The 26496-nt window shown below is 33.1% G+C and carries 24 protein-coding genes; 4 read left to right on the top strand and 20 right to left on the bottom strand.

All coding sequences use genetic code 11. The features are described 5' to 3' along the window. Positions 1-145 precede the first annotated feature (145 nt). From GMB29_RS13725 to GMB29_RS13715, 3 genes are all read right to left on the bottom strand, one after another. Positions 146-520 carry a nucleotide excision repair endonuclease gene (locus GMB29_RS13725; RefSeq protein WP_136354453.1) on the bottom strand — a complete coding sequence of 125 codons (375 nt, stop codon included), beginning with the start codon at positions 518-520 and terminating at the stop codon, positions 146-148. Positions 521-704: 184 nt separating this feature from the next. After that, positions 705-1883 (bottom strand): alanyl-tRNA editing protein, encoded by a 1179-nt coding sequence (locus GMB29_RS13720; protein WP_136354451.1) that lies wholly within the window; start codon positions 1881-1883, stop codon positions 705-707. 287 nt (positions 1884-2170) lie between these two features. Then, a complete protein-coding gene (locus GMB29_RS13715; RefSeq protein ID WP_136354449.1) occupies positions 2171-2416 on the bottom strand; it encodes a YuzB family protein in 246 nt (81 codons plus the stop codon). A gap of 290 nt (positions 2417-2706) precedes the next feature. Here GMB29_RS13715 and GMB29_RS13710 point away from each other — a divergent pair, with 290 nt between their 5' ends. Further along, positions 2707-3345 (top strand): helix-turn-helix transcriptional regulator, encoded by a 639-nt coding sequence (locus GMB29_RS13710; protein ID WP_319941352.1) that lies wholly within the window; start codon positions 2707-2709, stop codon positions 3343-3345. 128 nt (positions 3346-3473) lie between these two features. Here the strand turns inward: GMB29_RS13710 and GMB29_RS13705 are convergent, their stop codons facing one another. The 13 genes from GMB29_RS13705 to GMB29_RS13645 all read right to left on the bottom strand — a co-directional run bounded on the left by GMB29_RS13705 (position 3474) and on the right by GMB29_RS13645 (position 16850). Next, on the bottom strand, positions 3474-3992 hold the full coding sequence (locus tag GMB29_RS13705) for a YfiT family bacillithiol transferase (protein WP_136354445.1): 519 nt from the start codon (positions 3990-3992) through the stop codon (positions 3474-3476). Positions 3993-4127: 135 nt separating this feature from the next. Beyond that, positions 4128-4925 carry a molybdate ABC transporter substrate-binding protein gene (modA, locus tag GMB29_RS13700; RefSeq protein WP_136354443.1) on the bottom strand — a complete coding sequence of 266 codons (798 nt, stop codon included), beginning with the start codon at positions 4923-4925 and terminating at the stop codon, positions 4128-4130. Positions 4926-5248: 323 nt separating this feature from the next. Continuing rightward, positions 5249-5863 carry a superoxide dismutase gene (locus GMB29_RS13695; RefSeq protein ID WP_136354441.1) on the bottom strand — a complete coding sequence of 205 codons (615 nt, stop codon included), beginning with the start codon at positions 5861-5863 and terminating at the stop codon, positions 5249-5251. A gap of 137 nt (positions 5864-6000) precedes the next feature. Further along, positions 6001-6969: an oxygen-dependent tRNA uridine(34) hydroxylase TrhO gene (trhO, locus tag GMB29_RS13690; protein ID WP_196305185.1), complete on the bottom strand. Its 969-nt coding sequence runs from the start codon at positions 6967-6969 to the stop codon at positions 6001-6003. A gap of 191 nt (positions 6970-7160) precedes the next feature. Next, positions 7161-8072, bottom strand: a complete 912-nt coding sequence (gene murB / locus GMB29_RS13685) for a UDP-N-acetylmuramate dehydrogenase (protein WP_136354439.1) — start codon at positions 8070-8072, stop codon at positions 7161-7163. A 196-nt stretch (positions 8073-8268) separates the two neighbouring features. Further along, entirely contained in the window at positions 8269-8541 is a 273-nt protein-coding gene (locus GMB29_RS13680) for a DUF1450 domain-containing protein (RefSeq protein WP_136354437.1), read from the bottom strand. 930 nt (positions 8542-9471) lie between these two features. Then, positions 9472-9924 carry an SRPBCC family protein gene (locus GMB29_RS13675; RefSeq protein WP_136354435.1) on the bottom strand — a complete coding sequence of 151 codons (453 nt, stop codon included), beginning with the start codon at positions 9922-9924 and terminating at the stop codon, positions 9472-9474. Next, positions 9921-10265 (bottom strand): MerR family transcriptional regulator, encoded by a 345-nt coding sequence (locus GMB29_RS13670; RefSeq protein ID WP_136354433.1) that lies wholly within the window; start codon positions 10263-10265, stop codon positions 9921-9923. The genes GMB29_RS13675 and GMB29_RS13670 overlap by 4 nt, the downstream gene beginning before the upstream one ends. Positions 10266-10342: 77 nt before the next feature. Then, positions 10343-12844 (bottom strand): DEAD/DEAH box helicase, encoded by a 2502-nt coding sequence (locus GMB29_RS13665; RefSeq protein ID WP_136354431.1) that lies wholly within the window; start codon positions 12842-12844, stop codon positions 10343-10345. A 157-nt stretch (positions 12845-13001) separates the two neighbouring features. Continuing rightward, positions 13002-13940: a DMT family transporter gene (locus GMB29_RS13660; RefSeq protein WP_136354429.1), complete on the bottom strand. Its 939-nt coding sequence runs from the start codon at positions 13938-13940 to the stop codon at positions 13002-13004. A 128-nt stretch (positions 13941-14068) separates the two neighbouring features. Next, the gene (gene pdxK / locus GMB29_RS13655) at positions 14069-14902 is read right to left on the bottom strand and encodes a pyridoxine/pyridoxal/pyridoxamine kinase (protein WP_136354841.1); all 834 of its coding nucleotides are present in this window, start codon (positions 14900-14902) and stop codon (positions 14069-14071) included. 169 nt (positions 14903-15071) lie between these two features. After that, positions 15072-16010, bottom strand: coding sequence for an aldo/keto reductase (locus tag GMB29_RS13650; RefSeq protein ID WP_136354427.1), 939 nt, complete (start codon positions 16008-16010; stop codon positions 15072-15074). A 441-nt stretch (positions 16011-16451) separates the two neighbouring features. Continuing rightward, positions 16452-16850, bottom strand: coding sequence for a DoxX family protein (locus GMB29_RS13645; protein WP_136354839.1), 399 nt, complete (start codon positions 16848-16850; stop codon positions 16452-16454). A 340-nt stretch (positions 16851-17190) separates the two neighbouring features. On the opposite strand from GMB29_RS13645, the gene ndk reads away from it, so the two are divergent. After that, a complete protein-coding gene (gene ndk / locus GMB29_RS13640) occupies positions 17191-17655 on the top strand; it encodes a nucleoside-diphosphate kinase (RefSeq protein WP_136354425.1) in 465 nt (154 codons plus the stop codon). Between the two features lie 123 nt (positions 17656-17778). Here ndk and shc read toward each other — a convergent pair whose 3' ends face one another. After that, complete coding sequence (shc, locus tag GMB29_RS13635) at positions 17779-19698, bottom strand: squalene--hopene cyclase (protein WP_227551334.1); 1920 nt, start codon at positions 19696-19698, stop codon at positions 17779-17781. 50 nt (positions 19699-19748) lie between these two features. Here shc and GMB29_RS13630 point away from each other — a divergent pair, with 50 nt between their 5' ends. Both GMB29_RS13630 and GMB29_RS13625 read left to right on the top strand, forming a co-directional pair. Beyond that, positions 19749-20909, top strand: coding sequence for a DUF2515 family protein (locus GMB29_RS13630; RefSeq protein ID WP_136354423.1), 1161 nt, complete (start codon positions 19749-19751; stop codon positions 20907-20909). After that, positions 20830-21291, top strand: coding sequence for a CBO0543 family protein (locus GMB29_RS13625; protein ID WP_227551332.1), 462 nt, complete (start codon positions 20830-20832; stop codon positions 21289-21291). The genes GMB29_RS13630 and GMB29_RS13625 overlap by 80 nt, the downstream gene beginning before the upstream one ends. Positions 21292-21667: 376 nt before the next feature. On the opposite strand, the gene GMB29_RS13620 is transcribed toward GMB29_RS13625, so the two are convergent. Genes GMB29_RS13620 through GMB29_RS13610 form a run of 3 tightly spaced genes read right to left on the bottom strand, consistent with a single transcriptional unit; the run spans position 21668 to position 26415 of the window. Then, positions 21668-21913, bottom strand: coding sequence for a hypothetical protein (locus GMB29_RS13620; RefSeq protein ID WP_136354421.1), 246 nt, complete (start codon positions 21911-21913; stop codon positions 21668-21670). 29 nt (positions 21914-21942) lie between these two features. Continuing rightward, positions 21943-22200 carry a hypothetical protein gene (locus GMB29_RS13615; protein ID WP_136354419.1) on the bottom strand — a complete coding sequence of 86 codons (258 nt, stop codon included), beginning with the start codon at positions 22198-22200 and terminating at the stop codon, positions 21943-21945. A 39-nt stretch (positions 22201-22239) separates the two neighbouring features. Next, complete coding sequence (locus tag GMB29_RS13610; protein WP_136354417.1) at positions 22240-26415, bottom strand: cation-translocating P-type ATPase; 4176 nt, start codon at positions 26413-26415, stop codon at positions 22240-22242. Positions 26416-26496: the final 81 nt, after the last annotated feature.

Here is a 26496-nt window from a genome sequence, read left to right as displayed (position 1 = left end):
ATTCCTAAGATAATTTATCATGCTATGTCAACATAGTATTGATTACTTGCGATCATTAATCAAAACGATGATTAAGAAAAAAGTGCTGAGCCTCCAATATGTGAGGTAATTAACACACATCGGTTCTCAGCACCTATCCGGACTATTATTTATAATAGACTTTGTCTACATTGTATTTTGCTTTCAGTGTATTAATCATGTATGTTTCGTAAATATCTCTATCCATTGGTTCTTCTACGATACAAACATCAATTCTGTTTACTTCATCGCGATGATCTTTTAGTGGTGAGACTGTGTCTTCTAAATGCTTCTTAACTCGTTGTCTTAGTTTTCTTGCTTTACCAACAAAAAGCAGTTCATCCTCTTTATTGTAAAACATGATAATGCCGCCCTTATCTCTTGGGATTTTGTGAAGATCAATAAATCCTTCAATCGACTTTATTACTGGCTCATTTTCACTTGGTGATTGCTTTCTTTCAGTGATTGAAACATCCACTGTTGGTAGATCAATTTTTATCATCAATTGTCACGTCCTTTTTTTCGTCCAAGGTAAATAGTATCACATGTTCTGAATAAATACTATAATACTTATGTTTAACAATAACTCTGTTTTTATTTGAGAATTAGCAATTTCTGTTTTCCTACCTTTTATTTACACAGATAAAAGCACGGGATATTAATATTTTTAAATAGATGCAAATCAGTTAGTGTTCCGTCATTACATTTTGACTAATAAAATGATAGAACTTTAAAGTTTCTTCATTAGAAGGAAAGCCAGCTTGAGCTGATTTATCATTTCCTCCTCCTTTTCCGTTAAATTTGTTGAGGTTTACCTTAAATAAATTCCCACATTTCAGTGATTTTGTACCATTGTGCATCAAGACAATTTTGTTTTCAACTGTTGATGCAAACAAGATTAGGAGATCATTTTCTTTTACTAGTTTACTTGCAAGATGTTGCAACTCTTTAAGCGATTTATCTTCAAAGATATGTGCTAAAAAATGATCACTTGCTTTATTAAGAAGTTCTTTTGCTTGATAGGAATGCAGCTGTTCTTTCAGGTTTTCTATATCATTTTCAAGCTGTTTATGTTCTTGTTCCCATTTACCAAAACGATCAAGTATGTCACTTCGCCCAGTATTGAATTTTGATGCAAGAGTTCCTAAAATACGTTGACTTTCCATAAAATCATTAAGAGCACGGTAACCGCATTTAAAGTATATTCTTGTAGATCCTTTTTGTTTTTCTGCTTTTATTAATTTAATGATACCAATTTCGCCTGTTCTAGTTACATGTGTGCCGCCACAAGCGTTGTATTCAATTCCCTCAATCTCTACAATGCGAATATTTCCCGTTACTTTTGGCTTTTTCACTAGAACTATCTCTTTTAATTTCTCATTCGTAACAAAATAACTATGTATACTTCGATTTATATAAATTTGCTTATTTACTTCTTGTTCTATCGAAGCTAATTGGAATTGGGTTAAATCAGGTTGATCAACATCGATACTTGCAAATTCTTCTCCAAGATGAAAGCTAATCGTCTTAGCATGAAAGAGGTTTAGACATACAGCTGAAAGCAAATGTTGTCCACTATGGTGCTGCATATGATCAAACCTTCTATTCCAATTGATTTGACAAGTAACATCGTCATTTTTAGGCATATCCTCAAGTTTATGAAATACTTCATTATCTTCTATAAAAACATCTAGAACAGCAATTCCGTTTATATATCCAGTATCACAGGGTTGTCCTCCACCATTTGGATAAAACGCTGTTTCTTCAAGAACCACATAGTATTCTCCATTTCGATCTAATATATTAATAATTTTTGTTTCCCATTCAGTTGTGTATGATGAAGTGTAATATAGTTTTTTTGTCATCATGTTTCCTTTCTTTACATTGCTAAAATCAATGATATCTGCTGTCGATTTTTAACTTAATCAGTAAAATTAATAACAGCAGATGTTAGTAATGTGCCTTTTATAAGATAGTATTTTGATGTGTTTTGCGTCTATAACTACAATTGAGAAAACTGTATGTAAAAGAAGTATTTTAAGGAACCTAAAAAGTATAACGTGAAAATAAAAAGGTTAAACACTTAACATGAAATGTTTAACCTTTCTCTACTATATCAATATATTTGCAGGCAGTAAAATCACTATTTCATTTATAAGTAAATGGCTAATTCAGCCTCAATATGAGTTCTAATTAAATCTAGACACTCTTCAGCTGTTTTGGCAAAAATTCTTTTTCCATTTACAATTGCATATGGTCGTTTAGCACACATTCCACAGAAAGAAAGACAGCTATTTTCAAGTACTGATACCTCAGGATATTCGGCCTCTAATATTTTTTCTATATCAATTTTGTTGATTAAACTCCCGTCACATATTTCTACTACTACAATTCCCATAGATTTTGACCTCCCATCAATATTCATTCGGTTATCTATGATCGTCGTAAAAAAGCTAAAAGGTACCTATCAGGCACCTCTAAAAACTTTTTATATTAATAGGTATAAAATGTGCTTATATTTTACATCATTACATTGTAAAAAGCAATGAATTCAAAGAAATGATCTCTTCCTTCCAACATTTTATACTATATTGTATAATAAACATATTATGTATGAAGTCACATAGTTCCAATAATAAACGCACTACTTTTTATTTTATACTCTTAACTATCCTGTTTAGAATCGGGGTGCTGATCATAGAAAATGTAAAAAAATCAACAAAAGATAAGATTCTTGAATTGTTAAAAAAAGATGTATCCTTATCAGTTAATGATCTAACTGAACGTTTATATATTACTCATATGGCCGTACGAAAACATCTTAACATCTTAGAAAAAGATCATTTAATAAAATCAATTGAAGTAAAACAGCAAATGGGAAGACCATTGCAACTTTACTCTTTAACAGACAAAGGAGAGCGTCTTTTTCCTAAAAATTATGAAGGGCTAACAGTTGATTTCCTGCATGATATAAAAGAAATACATGGTGAAAATTCGATCAAACAGTTATTTAAAAAACGTGAACAACGTTTGATAAATGAATATTCTCCAAGAATTGTTCATGAACATACACCTAGTGAAAAAATAAAAGAAATTGTTAATATCCAGAATGAAAAAGGATATATGGCAAATGTAACAAAAATTGATGAGAATACATTTGAACTAATCGAATATAATTGCCCTATTCTAGCAGTAGCTAAGGAATTTAAAATTGCCTGTCAATGTGAAACTGAAATGCTAAAAGATGTTCTACAAACAAAGCAAGTAAATCGTATTTGCTGTAAAACAGATGGTGATGATCATTGTAGATTTTTTATTAGATTTTAAAGCAACTCGATTATATGCCTGTTAATTTTTATAAAAAATAGTTCGGAGTATCCTCCGAGCTATTTTCTTTTATTAAAACATTTGTTTGTTAATAAATTCACTACTTGTCATAACCCTTATGTGGTTAATCACCAATTTTTACGTTTACATAAGGAAGTTATATGTGCTAGATGATGATTACCATGCCATGCGTAAATGCCTATATTTTTCCCCACTGATATGACACCTGAATCAGGATGAATAAATGTCTTTTCAAGTTCTACTGGACTAAGATTACGTAAAAGAGCAACCCAGCGTTTATGTAATGCTTGAAGAAGAGATAATGAACTTTCAATTGGTAATTTATAATCCGGTTGTTCCGCCCATTTACCTTCTTCATAAGGCTTGATTACAGGATTTTCTTCTGTAAGAGCTAATTTACACCGAATGTAAGCATTCATATGACTATCTGCAAGGTGGTGTATAACTTGACGAATAGTCCACCCTCCAAAACGATAAGGAGTATCAAGTTGTTCATTATCCAAGTCTCTTACAGCATCTTGTAATAATCTAGGTAAATCCTCAAGCTCTGCTAGCCATGCCGAAATCAAATCGCTTGTAATCTCGTCTTTAAAATGAAATTCTCCAATAGGATATTTTTCTGACATTTTATGGGCTCCTTCTGATTATTTTTTACTTTTAATATATCATTCTATTACAATTTATATGAATAAGATATCAAATTAAAACCTAGACATCATCATTTTATAGTATGAAATATGCTTTCCTTTCTAATATATATATCATTTCAATAGATTTTCAAATCCATTTTCCTCTAATATTGTTAATGCTTTTTCTGATTGCATATAGTTATAAAATATCAAAGCCTCTTTAGGATTTTTACTCTCTTTAATAATACCTAATGGATAAATAATTGGTGTATGTGTGTCCTCTGCTGCTTTTACTTGAACATTAACTTTAGAAGACTTCAATGCATCTGATTGATAAACAATTCCCGCATCAACATTACCGGTCTCTACATAGGTCAAAACTTGTCTTACATCTTTTGCATATACAATATTATTTTCTACATCACTCCATACACCAATTTTTCCCAACGTTTCTTTTGCATATTTTCCAGCAGGTACTGTTTCTGGAGATCCAATTGCTATCCGAACATTATCTTTCAAATCATTAAAGGAAATAATTTCTTTTTCGCTATTTTTTGGCGTAACTAAAACAATTTGATTTCCAACTAAATCGATCATGTTCGCATTGTCGATCAAACCTTTTTCTTGCAATGTATCGAACATATCCTCTGCTGCTGAAAAGAAAATATCAATAGGTGCACCTTGTAAGATTTGTTGTTGCAATGTTCCAGAACTTCCAAAGTTAAATGTTATGTGAATTGTAGGATATTCTTTTTCAAATGAACTTTTAATATCATTTAAAACATCAGTCAAACTTGCTGCGGCTGAAACAGTAATTTCGGTTCTCTCATGTTTGTTTTCTTGTTCTTTATTTTTAAGCTCTGAACTAGAACATCCAATAATACAAAGCAATAATAAAAAAATGTGTGTTAAATATATTAATTTTTTCATTTAAACTTTTTCACCTCTTATACTAGTTATATCTAAATATATTTAATTATAACGAATCATAAAATAGATTTGGTAGATTTTATTACATAATATAATGCGTTCTAACCTTAGCTTTAAATGTATAAGTACCTAAAATTACGGTATAAATAAAAATTGGAAGGCAATGAGAGCGAATTTAAAGGATTTTGATTTATTTGTTAATGGGAGAATAATACAAACGTCAGGCTTAGATCTTTCCTCTATCTAGAAATAATTCATTTTATAAGGTTGATATCAAAAAACACCTTCTATACAAAGAAGGTGTTTTTTAAGTGATTAATTTTTTAAGCCTTAGCTGCACGAAATAGATTGTTAACTTCATTCCAGTTGATTACTTGATAAAAAGCAGAAATATAATCTGGACGCTTGTTTTGATAATTTAAGTAATAGGCATGTTCCCAAACATCAAGTCCTAGAATTGGTGTTTTCCCTTCCATTAATGGACTATCTTGATTTGGTGTGCTAATGATCGATAATTGTCTATTATCAACTACTAACCAAGCCCAACCAGAACCAAAGCGGGTTGTGGCTGCTTTTGTAAATTCTTCTTTAAACTTATCAAAGCTGACGAAGGCTTGATTAATTGCTTCTGCTACATCTCCAGAAGGTGCTCCTCCACCGTTTGGTGAAAGGATTTTCCAAAATAAACTATGGTTAGCGTGCCCGCCACCATTATTACGAACAGCTGTACGAATATTTTCAGGAACAGCATCAAGGTTAGAAATTAACTCTTCAACGCTTTTGTTTGATAAATCGTCATAACCTTCAAGTGCAGCATTTAAATTCGTAACATATGTTGCATGGTGACGATCATGGTGTATGATCATTGTTTGCTCATCAATATGTGGCTCTAAGGCTTTGACATCATATGGTAATGCTGGAAGTTCATATTTAGACATTTAATCTTCCTCCTAATATGTAATGTTTACAATTTTAATTTTAAATTAGATAAGATACTTTTTCAACTAAAAAGTATAAAAATAAAAAATACTAAAGGGTAAATACTATTTGGAGTATTTACCCTTAGTCTAAAATATCATTTTACAGCATTTTCTAATTCAAGTTGTTTTAGTTTCTCTTCAACCTGTTCTTCTGTTAACCCATGTTCTTGTACATATAAATTACGTGGATGAACCCTGCATTCGTGTGAACAGCTACGTAAATATTTATGTTCATTTTCTTCAGTAGAAATATATCGTTTATCACATTCAGGATTAGCACAATTTACATAACGTTCACTTGGTTCACCAGTATAATAATCTTTACCAACAATTACATGTTCTTTTTGATTAATTGGGACAGTGATACGGTCATCAAATACATAACATTGCCCATCCCATAATTCACCTTTTACTTCAGGATCTTTTCCATATGTGACAATCCCGCCATGTAGTTGGCCAACATCTTCAAACCCTTCTCTCACTAACCAACCAGAAAACTTTTCACAACGAATACCACCAGTACAATAGGTTAGTACCTTTTTTCCTTCGAGCATTTCCTTATTAGTCTTTATCCATTGAGGAAGTTCACGAAAAGCTTTGATATCTGGCTTGATGGCTCCTCTAAAATGACCAATATCAAATTCATAATCATTTCTTGCATCAATAACAACTGTGTCAGGACTTTTCATTGCTTCGAAAAATTCCTTTGGACTCAAATAATTTCCTGTCACTTCATTTGGGTTTATATCATCTTCCAAATTTAATGTAACAAGTTCTTTTCTATAACGGACATGCATCTTTTTAAATGCATGAGATTCTTCTTCATCTACTTTAAATACCATATCTGTAAAACGTGAATCTTCCTTCATCGTTTTCATATATTGATCTGTTTGGTCAATCGTTCCTGATACAGTCCCGTTTATTCCTTCGTCTGCTATAAGAATTCTGCCTTTTAGTCCAAGTTCTTTACAAAACTTCAAATGTTTTTTTGCGAACTCTTCAGCGTTTTCGATTGGAACATACATGTAGTAAAGTAATACTCTGTATGGTTTCATTTCTGTCATTCTGTTTTGTTACCACCTATCTAACGTATATTTGCAAGATATATGTGAATTTTGGTCGGATAAATCCACTCATTTTTGTATTATAACATGTTTATTATCGGTTCGCAGAGATAATAAATACAACATTAATAAAACCACATTTCAACAAAAAGCTGAAATGTGGCAGGATCTTATCATTTTTTATGAACAAATTATTCCTCACCAATAATTTTTACTTCTGTTTCTAGATTAATATCAAAATTTTGTTTAACCGTTTCTTTCACATGCTGAATTAACATTAAGTAATCAGTTGATGTGGCATGATTTACATTCACGATAAAGCCTGCATGCTTTTTAGATACTTCAGCACCGCCTACCCTTGTACCTTGTAAACCACTATCAGAAATTAATTTCCCAGCAAAGTGATTTGGCGGTCTTTTAAAGACACTGCCGCATGAAGGATATTCAAGTGGCTGTTTTTCCTCACGAAGAGCTGTAAAAGTATCCATTTTCTCACGTATTTCAGCAGGATCTGAATTAATGAGCTGAAACGTTGCTTCTAAAATAATATAGTTTTCTTTTTGGAAAATACTTTTTCGATACCCAAATTCAAATTCTGATTCATTCAATACTAGGATATCGCCTGATAACGTTATAGCTTTTGCATTTTTAAGCACATAAGATATTTCTCCGCCATATGCACCTGCATTCATGACTAATGCTCCACCGACACTGCCTGGTATGCCACAGGCAAACTCTAAGCCTGAGAGGCTATGCTTTAAAGCTGTTCTAGATACATCTATTATACTTGCCCCGCATCCTGCTATAATTTCATTTTCATTTACAGTTATATCGTTTAAGTATTCAAGATTCATAACGATTCCGCGAATACCTTTATCCCGAATAATAACATTCGTTCCAAATCCAAGTACTGTTAGCGGTATTTCATTCATCTTGGCATAACGGATAATCTTCTGAACATCATTAATATGCTTTGGTTTTATATAGATATCCGCAATTCCACCCGTTTGAATAAAAGTATGATTTTCCATTGGTTCTGAATACTTTATATAGGTTTTCGGACATATTGCTGTCAATTCATTATATTCTTTTAAGTAATTCATGTTGATTAGTTAACTACTGTAAGTAATCATTACAAACAGAGTTAGTTCCTCCTTCGAAAATGGCTTTTATTATTTATAAAAGGTTAAAAATAGATCTAAATTTTTCATAATAACTATTTTATTTTGAGCAAAATACATAGGTGCCTATTTTTTGTTTTTCTTTTTTACCTTTTTCACAGCAAAAATTAATATTTTGCTACATTTCTTCATATAACTGTTTTAGCTTATCTAACAATTCTTCCGAGCTTTCAGCATCTATAAAATTACCATCAACGATCGCATACGGTGATTTTATACATTCCTTACATTTATTTTGACATTCATATTCTTTATAAATAATATTTCTTTTATTTAAAAGCGATTGGTACTGTGAAAAAAGATCATTTGTAACAAAGCGATCAAGATTTTTTTCACAAAAATCAATCTTCATTTTTTTATCCTTCGAAAAAAACTTTGTAAGTAATTTCATCTTAGAAACACCTTTGTTTTAAATGGAATAGATTTATGATTAGATTGCTTTTTATAGAAAACTAGAATTTGATGATAGACACTTGTGTTAGAATACTCCTTATATATTAATTTAAAGTTTTTAACAAATCAAATCTAAATATAACTTTCCATCGATTTTAGAAACCAAAGTAGAAAACGAATGATAAAAACCATATTTTATCGATTTTTTTGTAAGCGAATGATTAGACACTTGAAACCCACCCTAGAGAAAATAAGGAAATTTCTTTAATTTCTGAACCACAAAAAAATCCAGTCCATCCTTGTGTCATTTATCTGACATAAAGAAGACTGGAGATTATTAAAGTCGTGTAAAGAAAACAAATAAATAAAAAGAATCATAACTGTAGTAAAGCATACAAGTTATTCCTTTACTATTTTATCCTTAGATCGATTATCGTTTTCATAGTAAAATTGATGAAACAAATAAGAGATGTAAGAGTTTAACTCAAACCTATCTTTATTTATAAAATCAGATAAGGATAATTTAGTATTATTCTTCATTTTCTTGCACTCCCTTTCTTTTAAAATGTTCTAAAACTATTATTCTTTCATATACTAATGGTCAAAATTGTTTTAATTTTGAGTCTGCGTGTTGTTTTATATAAAGTATGTCTAATAATGATTTGATTTTTATTTAAAATCTTATAACTGGCCCCACCTACGCCAGTTACTTTGATAGCCACTTATGCTATCCAACCTATATTCATTATAATCGTAAGCGCTTACATTTTCAAACCTTTATTAAATACAAGTTTCGACAATAACTAGTTTGTTCAAGTTTTTACTTATATTCTTATGGAGGCCGCCTATTAGCTTCTTGCTCTAATATTAAAACCTACAAACAGAGTTTATTTGTAGGTTTGTTAAAGTTCAGTAATTGAATGATAAATTATGACCGTAATGCTTCTTTTTCAACATTTTGCATGAATTCCTGCACCACTATATTGTTGCTTTTCTCACTTCCTAGCTTTAACATTGCTCTGCCAACAAAATTAACTCCTTTATTCTGGCCTTCATAAATAAATTTCGTGTGAGTATCGTCGATTTTTAGCAAAATAAAGGTAAGCGTAATTTCAAATACTTTTCCAAGTACAATGCTTATTTGTTTTTGTTTTTTGTTTTCAAAATCCTCATATACTAACGTTTCTACAATATAGGTTTCAACACGTTTTCCTTCACGATACGACTGCCGATGTTTCGCACCAACTTCTTCCTCTTTTTTTTCAATTAACGTATGTTCCACCACTTTAGGCATGATTTTCTTGATATTTTCATCAAAAAATAAGCTCCATACTTTTTCAATGTTTGTCTCGATCATAATTTCTTTTTTCCATTGAATCAATTATTCTCCTCCTTCCCAGATGCAAGAAAGTCGTCAATTTCTTCAATCTGAAGAAGCAAGTCTTCGATTTGCAGCTGTATTTTCATTCTTTTTTGTTTAATTAATTTTTCTAAGTTTGCAAATGACTCGTCTTCCATCACATAGATCATTTCCTGAATTGTAAAACCAAATTTTCTTAACTTCACTAATAAAATTGCAAGAAAATAACTTCCATCATCGTAATAACGATAGTTATTTTTCGGGTCAATATAAGCAGGTTCAAGGAGTTTAACCTCTGCATAATAACGTAATGTTTCTTTACTTAGGCCAGTCATTTCAGCAAATTGACTAATCTTGTACATCTTTTTCTTTTTCCTCCCACCTCTATGATAAACTGTGGGGTGCACGACATGGTCAATATATTTTTAGTTCATATTTTTTACTTTTTTTCCCTTTTTCTAACCTCGCCTCTAAAATAACAATCATTACAAATAGTAAATTTAAATGTAGTTGAGAGATGTTTGCCACAACTTTTACATGATTTTGTGGCAATTTGTACTCCTGACTTCAATTTATCGTGGATTTTGTCACTTATTTTTTCACGGACTCTTTCCCAATAATGTGCTTCCGTATTTTTTCCTAGTTTGTATAAGAATAATAGATGAAGACCAACCGATTTATAGGATAATTCGAGTTCTTCCAACCCAGCTTCTTTTATTAACGGTTCAGGTATTTCCTTACCATCGACAAGTGCTTCTAGTTTTTGTTTCCATTGCGCTCTTAACGAAGGCTCGTTTGTTGCAAATGGTAAATGCAAAAAATTGTAAAGATCAGTTATGGAGAGTTTTGCTTCAATTATTGAGTCTTCAACCATGTCATATAATAGCTTTTCTTCTGTAAGACTGGCTTTTTTTGTACCCTTGGGACTTTGAAATTGATCCCATAAATAAAAGAACAATCCAAGTTTGTGGGAGTATTTTTGAAAACGTTCAAATATATTTGCTGTCGGAGCAATTGCAAATCCTTGTAAGGGCTCATCCTCTTGTTCAAGAAGTCTAGTCATTGTTTTAACGTTACTTGTAAATGCCACTCTACCAATATTATAGATCCCTTTTCGTCCTGCCCGTCCTGCAATTTGCTTAACTTCTTGGGAAGTTAGTAATCGTCTCCTTGTCCCGTCAAATTTATCATTTTCCAAGAAAACGATTCGCCTAATCGGTAGATTCAATCCCATACCGATCGCATCAGTTGCAACAATAACAGATGTTTCACCATTGATAAATCGCTGCATTTGCTTTTTTCTTGTCTCTGGCGGCATACTTCCATAAATCATACTTACTTGTAGTCCGTTTCGTTGAAGCTCAGAGGCAGTTTCTAGTACACGCCTTCTTGAAAAGCAAACGAGGGCATCCCCTTTACGAGTATGATTAAGTCGAAAAAATTGCGATTCAACCTTTAATGGAATCTCTCTTAGATATTCATTAATATGTATATCTGATTCACCTAGTAGTTGAAGAATCATTTGTTTCGCATTAAAGCTGCAGATTATATGGACTTCGTTAGCATTTGCTTTTGTCATTGCCTTATACCATGAAAAACCTCGATCCTTATCTGCGATCATCTGTGCCTCATCAATAACGACTACTTCATAAAAATCCTTTTCATAAAACATTTCGACAGTACATGCTATATGAGCCGCACCCGGCACTGTCTTTTCCTCCTCACCTGTTTTTAAAGAACAGGGAACTCCTTCTTCATTTAATTTTTCATAAATTTCAAGGGCTAATAAGCGGAGCGGTGCTAAATAAATCCCGCTACTTGCATCTTTCATTCGTTTGATTGCTTGAAAGGTTTTACCGGTGTTTGTTTCTCCAACATGAAGAAAGTACTTGATATTTCGACCAACAGGCGGATTATACTCTCTAGCGAATATATCCTCAATCATACGTGCTTCTTCTTCATTTTTACGTTTTACTTCTTCTAAATCTTCAACAATCTTTCGTTCTCTCTCAGAAAGATCTTTAGCGAATATCTCTTGATGTACAGCAAGATCAAATGGAATATCAATCAGTTTGATTAGATCAGAAATGAATTCCTCTAACAAATCACTAAAAAACTCCTGACTGAGTTCCGCAAAAAGGTCAAATGCTGCTTCGTTTAAAAAAGAGTCTGTCATCATCTCAAGATTAGTCCGTATATATTCATCAAAAAGGTGAGAAGGAAGATGATCTTTTAGCCAGTTTGGGCCAAAGTCAAATAAATAATTTGCAATAAGCTGTTCATATCTTTCAAACAAATCTTCATTGTAATGTTTTTTACTAAAGTGTAACTCCTGTTCACTTGATAAATAGGAAGAAAAGGTTATTTCATCAGCTGGCAGAATGACTTCTCTTTGCTCAATATCAATTGCAAGTTGGCAACCAATTAAATATCTTACATATAAGTAAAGATCTTCATAATGCTCACCTATTAATTGTTCTATATAATACTCTACTTTTAATTTTAGCTTTCTTTTCACTTCTTTTTGCAGCAGAGTTCTCTCTAATTCCTTTTTTGCTACTCTTGCTCTATCATATAATTGATGCCACTCTTCTGTTTGTTTTCCAAATTTACGATCCAGCCAGCCTAATACATTAAATGGTTCAACCTCTCTTATTTCATTGCGAAACATTTGGTTGATCAGTTTTTTTCCCAAACCTTCAATTTCAAATCCTTTTTCTAAAAGATAAGATTTCTTTTCAGCATATGTTGCATGGCTTGTTGTTGTATTTAACCAAGAGTTTACCCATAGCTGATCTATGTATTGCCCTCGTTCTCTGCTATATTGTTCATAGGTGGGCATACTCTCTTTTGTCTCTAAAAATGTATAGATATCTTCCAAAGCCATCCTTTTTGTGCGTTCGATCGCTTCATTATAATAATTTTCAAAGTTCTCGTTCATGTTAAAACACCTCTAATTAAGCATTATGTTATTTCATTTAGTTTTCTATCGTTTAATCATAAACATGTATAAAAGTTTTTACTATCATTTCTCACAAAGTAATTAAAAAACCAGCATGCAATTTAACATACTGGTTTAAAAATTGTAATTTGAAAACTCAGAGGCTGATTTTCTTTTGGGGATGTTGAGTTAGTTTTTCTTTACGACGGATCAATAATTCTTCTAGCGATCCTGAACCAAGAATTACCCCTGGAACAATTAATAAAAGACCTATAAAATGTGAAGGTAATATTTCTTCTTTAAGAAATAGAGCTGCTCCAATTAAGGAAAAAAACGTGCTTAAGTTTAAAAATATTGATGTTTCAGCTGCACCAATTTGACCAATCACATAATTATAAACCATATTTCCTAAAGCAGTAGCAAGAACAGCAGAAAAAATAAACATCAACCAAATAAACGGACTGCCATGCTGAAGACTAGCCAAACCATTAGGTTCTATTAATAGGCTAGTTACAAATAACATAGCCGAACCAAACAAAAGCATATAGCCTGTTAATAGAAGTGGATCTAACGTTTCAGAAGCTTTTTTAATGAGTATAAAACTAAATGCTTGTGATAAAATTGCAAGAAAAACTTCAAAGTCACCGCTTGAAGCATTGTGAATGCCGCCGCTGCCTGCTAAAACTGTAAAACTTACACCAACTCCCCCAAGCAAGAAGCCAACTAAACGTATTATTGATGGCTTTCTTTTTAATAAAACAATGGACAAAATAGCGGTTAGCATTGGTCCCAGTCCTAAAATTAACCCGCCATTTGCAGCCGAAGTTTTTGCAAGACCTTCTGAGATAAAGTAATGATGGACAAAGATACTAAGAAACGCACCTAGTATAATGTATAGCCATTCTCTATTCTTAGGCTTTCTTACTTTTTTCAAAGGAAAGAGTATGAAAAAAACGATCATTGCAGCTACAAATATTCTGATAGACGTGATTGTTACAGGCATAAAATCACTCACTAATAATTTGATCGCTGATACGTTCATTCCCCAAAGGAACATAACGCCTATTAATACAAAATAAATTTTTATATTATTCAAAGTCAGCAGCCTTTCCCAGAAGAGTAGTTAAACTTTTTAGATAAAATTTTAAAAAAGTGACCCATAAAAGTTGTATTTATAAACAGCTTTCATAAGTCACTTATCATTATATTACTGGTTTAGCATAATTATTTAGCAAATTGTTCTGCTTCCAAACGACCTGCCCCATATAGACGATATGCTCCATGCATTGTTGGACCGACATATTCATTAAGCTTCCAGCCATGTCGAATCGCTTCAGTAATAAAATCTTTTGCAATATCAATTGCTTCTAATACAGATTTTCCTTTTGCTAATTCGGCAGTTATAGCAGCAGAGAACGTACAACCTGCCCCATGAATATATGTAGTATCAATTTTATCATTTTCATACAGTTTAAATTCCTGGCCATCAAACAATAAGTCAACTGCTTTTTCATGCTGTAATTTACTGCCGCCCTTAATTAATACATATTTGGCACCGAGTTCATTTATTTTTACAGCGGCTTCCTTCATTTCATCAATTGTTCGAATTGGACCAGTCTTTGCTAACTGACTTGCTTCAAATAGATTTGGTGTAACAATTGTTGCAATTGGCACCATTACTTCTCGTAAAGCGTCTGCCGTTTCAGGATTAAGGACCTCATCTTCCCCCTTGCAAACCATAACAGGATCAATCACAATATTAGAAATTCCTGATTCTTTAATCCTTTTTGCAGCTGTTTCGATTGTTTCAACTGTACCAAGCATGCCTGTTTTTACTGCATCAATACCTACTGAAAGTGCTGTATCTAATTGTGCTTCTAATGCATCAATCGCAATTGGAAAAACCTTATGGTGCCAATGGTTTTTAGGATCCATTGTTGCTATTACAGTTAATGAGGTCATACCATATACGCCAAGTTCTTGGAATGTTTTCAAATCTGCTTGTATACCTGCTCCTCCACTTGTATCTGAACCAGCGATAGTTAATGCTTTTTTCATTGTCAAATGATGTTCCTCCTAGTTGTAACGATACTGAAGAATCGTATAAAAATTTTGTTGTTTTTTGAAGAATTAGTATGATAATATCACAGTTTTCCCACCTTATATAAGGAAATTCTACGGTCTGTGAAAAAATAGGCACCATTATTTCAAAGGAGGGTAAGCTTTGTTACTTATTTCCAAAAATAGAATCAATTTTTTGGATCTCTTCATTTGTTAGTTGGACATCTAGTGTTTTTAAATTATCAAGTACTTGATCTGCTCTTTTTGCACCAGGGATGACCACATCAATCGAATCACGGGTTAAATACCAGGCTAAGACAACATGTGCGACATCTGCTTGTTTAGATTGAGCAATTCCCCTTAATTTTTCTACATTTTCTAGGTTTTGTGCAAATTCTTCCCCTTGTAAATGCGGCATTTTTGAACGAAGATCGTTAAAAACCATGTCCTTATTATATTTGCCAGCTAACAAACCAGCTGCAAGCGGAAAGTATGGAACAAAAGAAATTTGATGTTCCGCAGTATACGGAAGTAATTCTTTTTCAGCTGATCGTTGCAATAGATTATATTCACCTTGATATACATCTACATATCCATCTTGATTCGCTTCTTTTAACTGGCTAATCGTAAAGTTTGAGACACCAATTGCTTTAATTTTTCCTTCATCCTTTAATTTCTTCAAAGCACCGACAGCCTCATATTTAGGAGTATTTTCATCTGGAAAATGTATGTAAAATAAATCAATATAGTCTGTTTGCAGACGCTTTAAGCTATCTTCAACTGATTTTTTTAAAAAAGATGGAGAGTTATCGATCACTACTTCATTGCCAACGAATTTATGCGCACCTTTTGTTGCTAGGACAATTTTGCTGCGATTTCCAGTTTCTTTTACTACTTCACCTACAAGTTCTTCTGAACGTCCAGGACCATAAATAAAAGCTGTATCAAGGAAATTTACGCCATTATTGATCGCGTCTCTCACTAATTCTTTTCCAACACTTTCGTTTAAATTAGGATAGAGATTATGTCCTCCAACTGCATTTGTACCAAGTCCAATCGGGTTTACAAAAAGTTCTGTTTTTCCCATTTGTGTTTGTTTAGTCATCTTTTCAATACCTCTTTTCAATACCTCTTTTCGATATGTTTTATTCCAATTGTTAAACGTTCCAAGTTATAAGTTTTCTCATTAGATGTCTAGTGACAAGTCTTTTGTTAAATATGTTAATCTCTTATCATATTGAACGAAAGATGGAAGTAGCTATGCAGTGATTACAAATTTTCATCAAAACCTGTAAAATATTTTTTGTTATAAATATCCAATATCTTATTCTATCTTAAATCATCAATCAAATATGAATCAATAAAAGTGCCTTGATTTGTTTAAGTAGGTGTACTTTAACTTCCGTTCATTACTGGCATAAGATTTTTTGTTGGACTAGGCGATGGAGCAGGATCAAGTGTATTTTACTGAAGTGCAAGATTTTGTAAAACAAAAAAAGCAAAAGAAATCATAAGAATTCCTTTGCTTCTTTCGTGTAAAGATTAATTAAAATAAAATAGCGTCTAATGAATAACTTCCAGCACCAGTTAATGCAGCACCCAATGCAATAACTATATATACTAAATTTAGTTCATAACCATTATTAGTAGCCCAAAGACCATTTGCACCGTGAACTTTAATGATCGCTATCAGCATAGTAAAAATAATTAGAAGTGCTGCAACTGGAGTTAGTAATCCTGCTGCAAATAATAAACCTCCGCCGAATTCTGCTAAACCAGCTAACAATGCCATTGTTACACCTGGTTTTACACCAATTGACTCAAAGAAACCACCTGTTCCTTTAATCCCATGTCCACCGAACATACCAAATAATTTTTGAGCACCGTGGCCAACAAAAAGCAAGCCGATTACTAAACGAACGATTAGTAGACCTAAATCTAACATACGATTCATCTCTCCTTTTAAAATAATATTTTGAATTCGAGATAAATATCTAAAAAAATGAAATTATGGCAAAATACGTCTAAAATTTTCTTATCTCGAAATTATTTATCTTGAATTCGAGATTAATTATATTAGCTTATGAATCATAAGTCAACAAAAAGCTTTATAAATATTTATCTATTTCTTTTAAGCGTTTTTAATGATCGGCAATATTTTTTATTTCTCTATGTACCTTACTATTTTATTGTTATAAAAATTAGAAATGTTTACCATACTGTTTAATACACTTTGAAAACATCTTTATTAACTATTATTAATTTTTCAGATGAGGTGAAAGGATATGACAATACAGCGTACATTTATAATGGTCAAACCTGATGGAGTAAAGCGTGGCTTAATAGGAGAGATAATAAATCGTTTTGAGCAAAAAGGATTTACTTTATTAAATGCTGAGCTTATGAATGTTGATCGACAAAAAGCTGAATACCATTACATGGAACTTAAAGAAAAGCCTTTCTTTGAAGAGTTGGTTGACTTTATTACGTCAGGTCCTGTTTTTGCAATGGTTTGGGAAGGAGAAAGTATTATTGAGGTTTCACGAATAATGATTGGAAAAACAAGTCCTTTAGAAGCTATGCCTGGTACAATACGTGGAGACTTTGCATTTTCAAAAGCTGAAAATGTCATCCATGGTTCGGATTCATTGTTAAGTGCTGAACGGGAAATTGCAAACTTTTTTGATCCACTATCAATTTGTTCAGCAAGAGACAAAGATTATCCATTTGATGAAAGAAAATCTGTTTGAGAGGTATTAATAGATAAAAAAATGTCTTTTATCGTCTGTAAATTTTTGGACATAAAAGACATTTTTCACTTTAATAAATTTTAATAACATTAATACACAAATTGTAACAGCATACAATTTTAATCATTTAAAAAACTTATTTTTATAATGACTTAAAGCAAGTAATGGGAAGAGATATTCATAACTATGGTAATGCATATAAAAACCGTTTGGTAACCCCTGCCCTTTCGGATATGTTGTTGTCCAATCATTCTTATGAGATGACTCAAGCAAATAAGTAATTCCCCGGTTAATTTCAACAGTCTCTTCATTTTCTGCACTTATTAGAGTATCTAATGCCCATGCAGTATGAGTTCTCGTACTTTCATTTAAAGATATATACTTTTTATGAATGTCACTTTTACAAGATTCTCCCCACCCGCCATTTGGATTTTGAATGCGGTATAACCAACGAATTGCTTTTTGAATGGCAGGATGATCATTTCGTGTATTAACTGCCACTAAACCAGTAATTGCTGCCCAAGTTCCATAAATATAACAAATTCCCCATCTTCCATACCAAGAACCATCCTTCTCTTGATTACGAAGAAGCCATTCAATCCCTCGTTTAATGAATGGATGATTTTTATTTAATCGAGTGAAATTCCCAAAATATTCTAATGTCCTTCCAGTCAAATCTGCTGTTGAAGGATCTAATATCATTGCAGTTCCTCCTTCAACAGGAAGCCAACTTAAAAAAGATTTATTTACATTTTTTTCAAATGCTGCCCAGCCCCCATCATCATTCTGCATCGAAATGATCCAATGATTTGCACGGTCCCATGCTTGTCGATAGACTGGATTTGAAAGGATAAGTGATCGAATCGCTCTTAATGATGCAGTTGTATCATCAATATCAGGATGCATTGTATTTATATCGGCAAATCCCCAACCTCCTGGTAATGCATGTTGATTATGGATCGCCCAATCACTGTATAAATAATGCTGTTTAGATATCAAATATTGCTGTGCTTTTTTAATCGTTTCTGAAGAAGAAGAAATTCCCGCTTCTTGTAAACTATAACTAATCAACGCAGTATTCCATACAGTTGCTTTTGTATACTGAATATGAAGATGATCATCAATTCTGGTTTGATTTGATTTTAATCCTTTAATTGCCTTTGTGATGATTGGATGTTGTTTCGAATAACCATGAGCCATTAAAGCAAAAATCATTAAAAATGTCGAACTGAAATAACTGTAAAAAGTTCCATCCGACTCGATTCTCTGCAACATATACTGCTCAGCATGGTTGAGTGCGATCCTATGCAGTTCATGAGGCAAACCAATCAAACTTTTTATTCCTATGTGAATTGTTGAAAGAAATGATCTCCATTCATTTATCTCCTTCTCCCAATCATCATCTCCTCTTTGTAAGAATAATTCCGATAAATCCGGAGTACGTTTCGTCTGCATGCTAAATTTATAATCTGCAGCAATGACAATCGGAATGAAATTTACTCGTGCATACACAGAAAAGTCAAAGAAATTCACCGGGAAAGAAAGTGGCAAAAGCACGATTTCAACTGGAATCGGAAAATGTTCTGGCCATTTATATTGTCCAGTTAAAGCTAACATGACTTTTGTAAACATATTTATTTCTTTTAATCCACCGTTATTAATTATAAAGTTTCTTGCTAGACGCATGTTTGAATCTGTTTTTGTGCAATAACCTGAGTATAAGAGAGCATAGTATGCTTCAACTGTTGCGGTAAGGTTTCCTTCTTCTTCATCATAAAATAGCTTCCATGACCCATTTTCATCTTGTTTACTGATAATCCTATCTACTAGCGATTGAATGAAATCTTCATCATTTATTTCTAATGTGCGTAATAAGATGATCATATAACAATCAGTAGTGATTCCTGTCTCAAATGGATAAGTCCATGATCCATTTGGCTCCTGTTCCTTAATAAGAATGTTAACTAATCTGTTTATTTCAGTTTCAATCTTATATTTCATATAACGATTTTTCCTCTCTTTAATAAAAACAGTTTTTTTCATATACTTATTCCTTTCCCCACAAACGCATTCCAAGGATGGGAGGAAAATGAATGGCAATAACTCCTTTCAAAAATAATAAGATGCCGATAAAATCATATTTTGAAATAAAAGAAGATTTGAAAAGAAAAATAAAAAACAAACAAAATTCATATAAAAACGTAAAACTAACAAAAGAGGATAGAAACCTCATAACTGAAATAAAAGAAATGACCAAAAAACTTAATCTGAATAATCTCACAAGAACACAAGCATATTTAGATTTTTTTATCGAGCATCCTGACATCCACTGGGCTCTATTAGGTCATATGGTTTCTCGCAATGGTGGTTGGAATATGACTGATTTAAAAGGAGATCTCGTTAATAAGTTTTTGTCTGAAAAGGAACAAGTAGATTTCTTTTTATTTTTGGAACGCGGTAATTGGTTAATCTTCCAAGACGTTTTCCCACAATTTTTACTATATAAAAAAAGTTTAGAAAACAAGAAGAATCTATTTTACCTTCTGCCTTTCTTAGGTGTTTCACTCTTTATGGAAACAATGTGGAATTATTATTGGGTGCATGGAGACTGTTATCTATTAGCAATCGCCACAATAATTAATGAACAAAATTATTTAGAAAAAAGGGTTATTAAAAATCATCATTTCAAAAAAACTGTCATTGATACGATTGGCTTTAAACTCTATGATTTTTTGCGTTTTAACCATATTATTTTCCCCTTTTATAAAAATGAAAATAATGAAAAACCTAACATAATAGGGAATACGATGAAACATTTTGATTCACTACATGAACGAATCCTGTTAGGGAAAAAATCATATTCACTTTTATTTCATGAAAAAACTGTTTATAAGGGAGTTTTGTCTTGGGCTAGAAACAATCCTCATACTGCATCCAGAAAAGATTATTGGACTCATTTGTTTAATAATGTGAATGAAACACCGCCTAGTTCGGGATACAGACGAAGAACAAAGAGGTGCTCGCTAAAAAAAGGAGCAAATCGTATATATAGTCCCCCATTACAATTTGCGTGGAAAAATATTTCTCACCAAGATGCAGAAGATGGGGACTGGTGTGATAACTGGAGAATCATCGACTATTTAATAGAAGAAAAATACACAGGTGGAGAAATTTATGAAGAATACTGTAAAACGATTGAAAAAATTGAACTCGCAATTATCGCAAAAAAAGCGTTCTTTCTTAGAAAGGAATAAAAAACTAAATAATTATTTATTCATTGCATTGTTCTCCTCATTTGTGGGGACTTATTTAGATTTAATGTTTGTTGGAATGGGAAAATATGCTTTTCCAACTAGACTATTTCCTGAAATATTCTCAATCAATATTGTTTTTACCTTATTTATTCTTCCTCTATTCTCGATTTTCTTCTTAATTGTGGCCAATCGGATTCAGCCTTTTGCTCGGTATGTGATGATCATTATGTTAGGTGTTGTTATTTCAGTTATTGAAAAAATATCAGAACATTTCGGCTGGTTTATACACCTCTCGGAATGGAATCATGCTTATTCAATATTTGGATATATTATCTTTTTTATCGTTATTTGGAAACTTTACCTTTTACTTCAAAGAACATAAAAACCGACAAATTTTAGAAATAAAGATTGCGTTGATGTATGGGGTGTTGATTATTAACAAGAATAATTGGGAGACTTATTGAGATAAGGTTAAAGGAGAATTGCAATTAATCACTAATCTAATTACTGCTATATTAAAGTTTAGACTAATTCGTTTATACATTCGTATTCTATATATTGTAATTCCAAAAACCCCTCGTTTGATTGAAAGTTCAAGTTCAAGCGAAGGGATATTTGGAGATAAAAATAAAATGAACAATACATACACTCAAAAGTGAAGGTTTTCAAAAAAATAAAGAAAATATAGAAGATTGAAAAGAATATCCGTCCATAAGAAAGTAAAATTTAGTGACCAGATGGACGAATGCCCTTCTCATTTAAAATTTGAAGAAACGAGCTAATTTAGGTAATGGTACCAATTTAGATAAATTTACACTACTGGCATTTCCCTTACTTTTGACTCTTCCAAAGAACGTACTTAGGAATTCCTCCCAGACTGCAGTTATTGTTTGCTTATTCTTTGCATCTTCCTCAAGCATTTCAATAGATAAGTTCAAAGCCTCGTCCAAGTGCAGCAGTGATTGTTTCAACTGTTGTATGATCTGTTTATCTTTTTCAGACACACACTCCCCTCCTCTCATCATTTTCACGACTATTCAGCAAGATCTTCAACCATTTCATTGTACTCAATTACAAATTGATGATTTACATGTCTTTTCATGCGTTCAACTTTCGCCTCAGCCACCATGTCCTCAATTCCTTCTTTTGCTGAAACGATGAAGAAACGCATTTGACGTGAAACTTGTCCTACGAGTGGTTTTAATGTTTCTTTTGCAACAGGCAACAATGTTGATGCAGCAACAATAATGACAGAGCCAACAATGACCCGATGGAGATTACTTTGCAACATGATAGTTCCTCCTTACTATTATTTTTCTAGGCAGCACATTTAAGCTGCCATAGCAAGTTGTTCTTTTTGCAACAATTTCTTTGGAGCTTGAATAACCTTAATGACAGCTTTTCCAAGGAATGCGGACACGCCAGCTACAAAAATGATTGGTAGCCAATTTGTCATTGGTATGGCACTTGTTTTAAATACCGTGCTTAAACCTGGAATATAGATTGAAGACAATAGCGCAAGTGCAGATACTCCTAAAGCTCCAATCAAAAAGCGGTCTTTAGTCCAATCTTTTACTGATTCAGTTTGACCTTCTTGCCTCCATGAAAATGTTTGTATAAGTTGTCCTGTTACAAGTGCTGCAAAAGCAGTTGTTTGAGCAACAGCAATTGATGTACCCATTGACAGGCTTGCTACAAACAATCCTAATGAACCTAGCCCTAACAAAAGTCCCCTCGTAATAACTTGTTGATAAAGTTCTTTATCGGCAATTTCTTGTCGTTTTCTTTCCTTCGTTTTATTTCCAGGATTCACTGCAAGCACCATAGCTGGTAATGCATCAGTTATTAAGTTCATTAGCAATATTTGAATAGGAACGATTGGAAGTGGAAGCCCTGCTATGACAGCAGTACTTGTTACAATGATTTCAGCTAAATTTCCACATAGTAAACATCCTAGTGCTTTTCTAATATTACCAATGATTGTTCTCCCTTCTTTTACACCATCAACAATAGAACCAAAATGATCTTCTTTAAGTACGATATCAGATGTTTCTTTTGTTAATTGTGTTCCAGATCTACCCATAGCAATTCCAACATCTGCCTTCTTTATAGCTAGTGAATCATTCACCCCATCACCTGTCATAGCTACTATATAACCTTTATTCTGTAAAGAGGTTACAATGCGCAGCTTATGATTTGGCGTTACTCGTGCATATATACGAATATCATCTATTATATTCTCGAATTCTGAATCACTAAGCTGATTTAAAGCTTCTCCTGTAAGCACTTGATCATATGAATATCCAATTCCAATTTGCTTCGCAATCGATAATGCGGTTATTGGATGGTCTCCTGTAATCATGATTGGAGTAATACCAAGACTTTTAGCTTCTTGAATGCTATCTTTAACTTCTTCCTTTGGAGGGTCTATCATTCCAACCATTCCAATGTAAGTCAAGTCATTTTCCATGTCATCATTACACTCTTCATCTTTTCTCAGCTTACGAATGGCAAACCCTAAGACTCTTAGGGAATCATCAGCATATTTTTCTGCTTGTTGTAATACAGACTCTCTCATTGAATTAGTTAGCTGAATTTTCTTCCCGTTAACTTGTACATTTTTACAACAAGCTATTATCTTTTCAACAGATCCCTTAGTCAATACATAGCAATCTTTATGTTCCGGTGTTTGACGGCATGCAACGGTCATCATACCTCGATCTGAATCAAAAGGTAATTCATATTCTCGCTCCCATTCTGAGAGACTCTCAACTAACGCAGGGTATTTTTTAGCAACAGTAAGCAAAGCCCCTTCTGTTGGGTCCCCTTTTACAATCCAGTGTCCATTTTCCTGCTCTATTGAAGAATTATTACACAATACTCCAATACGTAGGAGATGTTCTAAATCTTGATTGGAATTATCTTCGCTTATTTGAATTTCACCATCAGGGCAATATCCATCTCCAGTAACATCATATTCGTGTTTCAACGTTGCAATTTTCTTAACTGTCATTTCATTTTTAGTCAATGTACCAGTCTTGTCTGAGCAAATGACATTGACACGCCCAAGTGTTTCTAGAGCTGACATCTTTCGAGTTAAGGAGTCTTTCTTTGCCATTCGAAGGATCCCCGCTGTAAGAGCTATTGTGATGGTAACCGGCAGTCCCTCTGGTATTGCTGATGCTGTTAATGCTAGTGAGGTTGTCATCATACTTGTTAAAGGAATACCACGGATTAAGCCAGCTATGAAAACAATACCTCCAATAACAAGTGCACCTTTCATAAAGGCCTTGCTGATTTGAGTAACTTGCTTTTGCAATGGCGTTTCTTTCTCTTCATGATCAGCTAACATCATAAAAAGACGGCCAATTTCAGTTTGATTTCCTGTCTGGACTACAACAGCTTTTCCTTTTCCTCTTGTTACATGTGTACCCATATACAGCATATTGGCACGATCAGTAATAGGAACTTTCTCATCAATTGGCCGTATGCTCTTCTGTACAGGTAGTGATTCTCCTGTTAGCGTTGACTCATCAACTTCTAAATTCCATGTCTGTATTATCCGCAAATCTGCTGGTACTCGTTCTCCTGATTCAAGTTCAACGATATCTCCTGGAACAAGTTCCTCTGCAGATACTTCAAAAGTTTCACCGTTTCGAATAACTTTGCAATTTGGTGGAACAAATTTCGTCATCGTCTGAACTGCCTGCTTTGCTTTACGTTCTTGAAAAGTACCAATTCCCGCATTTAATAACAAAATTGTGCCCATCGCAATACCATCAAACATATGTCCCGTAAAAATACTAATAAGAGCAGTTATTCCTAAAATGGCCATAGCAAATTCTTTAAATTGGCTTATATATGATTTAAACCAATGCTCAGCCTGTTTGGCTTGTAGTTTATTTTTCCCGTATGATTTTGCCCATTTTTTTATCGATTTATCGTCTAATCCTGACAAAGGGCTAGATTGAAAACGATCATAAATTTCCTCTGATGTATATGCATGCCAAGGAATTTCTGGGTGAAGCTCTTTATTTAATTCATGAGTTTTTTTCTTCAGCATCAATTTTTCACTTTTATGTTTTCCATGTACTAAAAAGCTTAATATTAAGCTATCGGCTATTAGGGCAAGTAATGGGGCTGAAACAAAGGATGTTAACGCAATAGCAGGCCCAATTAAATTCCACGCCCTGGTAGTATGAACATGTTTCTTTATCATAAGCTTTATCTGATGCGATATTTTTAAACTCTCAGATAAATCATTTAGCTTCCTTACATCAATTGATGGGTAATAGTAAATTAATTTTTGTTCTTTTGGAGACTTATCCCCCTGGATAACTAATACTTCTTGTGGTGCTTTATGTTTTACCTCCTCTAAAGATAAAACATTTATATGAGGGAAAATCCCCTCTATACTTTTATTAAGCATGCCATGTGAAACAGCTATGTTTGACCCTTTTGGCAAGCTTTCTATAAACGATGAAACATTTTTATTCATCGTTCCATTCTTTTCGTAGAGCAGGTTATCTTCCTCAAGCAAAACAGTGTTAATTTGGGATAATTGATACATTGATCCATTATGAGGGCTCACCAATCCAGCTTCTTGTGCCATCATTTCTGCCTGACTCCAAGAATATTCAGCAGAAACAATTGCGGGTCTAGGATTAGCCGTTAATAATATACCTAAAGCTACAAGTGGATTGCGAGTAATAGCCAATGTTGCAAGAGAAGCTATGATTCCTAACGCTCCAGCTCTTTTCGTATATCTATGTATCTCAGGTGATACAGTTGGTTCATCTAACCAGTTATTACGGACTTCATCTCTTCTTTTCCAATTTAAGTATTGAAGCAGTGACAGCCCTGCTAAAACAACAAGATTTTCCCGTACCAGGGCCAATGCAAGAGAACTAGCACCTAAAACAAAATCTACTAATGCACCTTTCCTATTTTGCATTTGTTGAATTCCTCGGCGAAAAAACGGGTACCCCGTTGCAACGGCAAATGCGCTGCTCATATAAAAAAGAACTGGATGGCGGGCTAATGCTGATCGACCCAAAAACAGTTGCTTTAACCCTAAAGCACCCAAACCAACTACTGACAACGTTAATGGCAAAGGAACATTATCCTTAGGCACTTGTTGTTTAGGCATGTTTGATGTAAAAGGTAGTACATTTGCCATTTCTGAAGTAGCAGCAACTTGTGCTTCTACATCTGGATCAGTTTCAAAACTAATCCCCTCTTTATGTTTATTATCAAGCTTCCATGCAACTTCCTCAAACTTCATTAACAATGGTAAAAGGTAATCAATCGAGATGAGCTCTTCATTATAATTAAGAAGAATGCATCCTCTAGATATTGATGTTTTAACTGAGGTAACACCTTCTATCGTAGAGAAAATCTCGATAAATTTTTCAGCTCGTTCAGGATTTTCATAGATACCATAGAGTTCCATACGAACACGACCTGAAGTTATATGGTAATATCTTTTCTTCATTTCAAGAATCATATCAGCACCCCCTTTGTAAATTTATTGTAAATTTATACTTTTGCATAAAGTATATTTTAGACATTTATGAGGGGTTTATAC

Origin of the sequence: Metabacillus sediminilitoris (genome assembly GCF_009720625.1) — a bacterium.
In the GTDB taxonomy this organism is placed as follows: Bacteria; Bacillota; Bacilli; order Bacillales; family Bacillaceae; genus Metabacillus; species Metabacillus sediminilitoris.
This window is presented reverse-complemented; position numbering and strand designations above follow the sequence as displayed.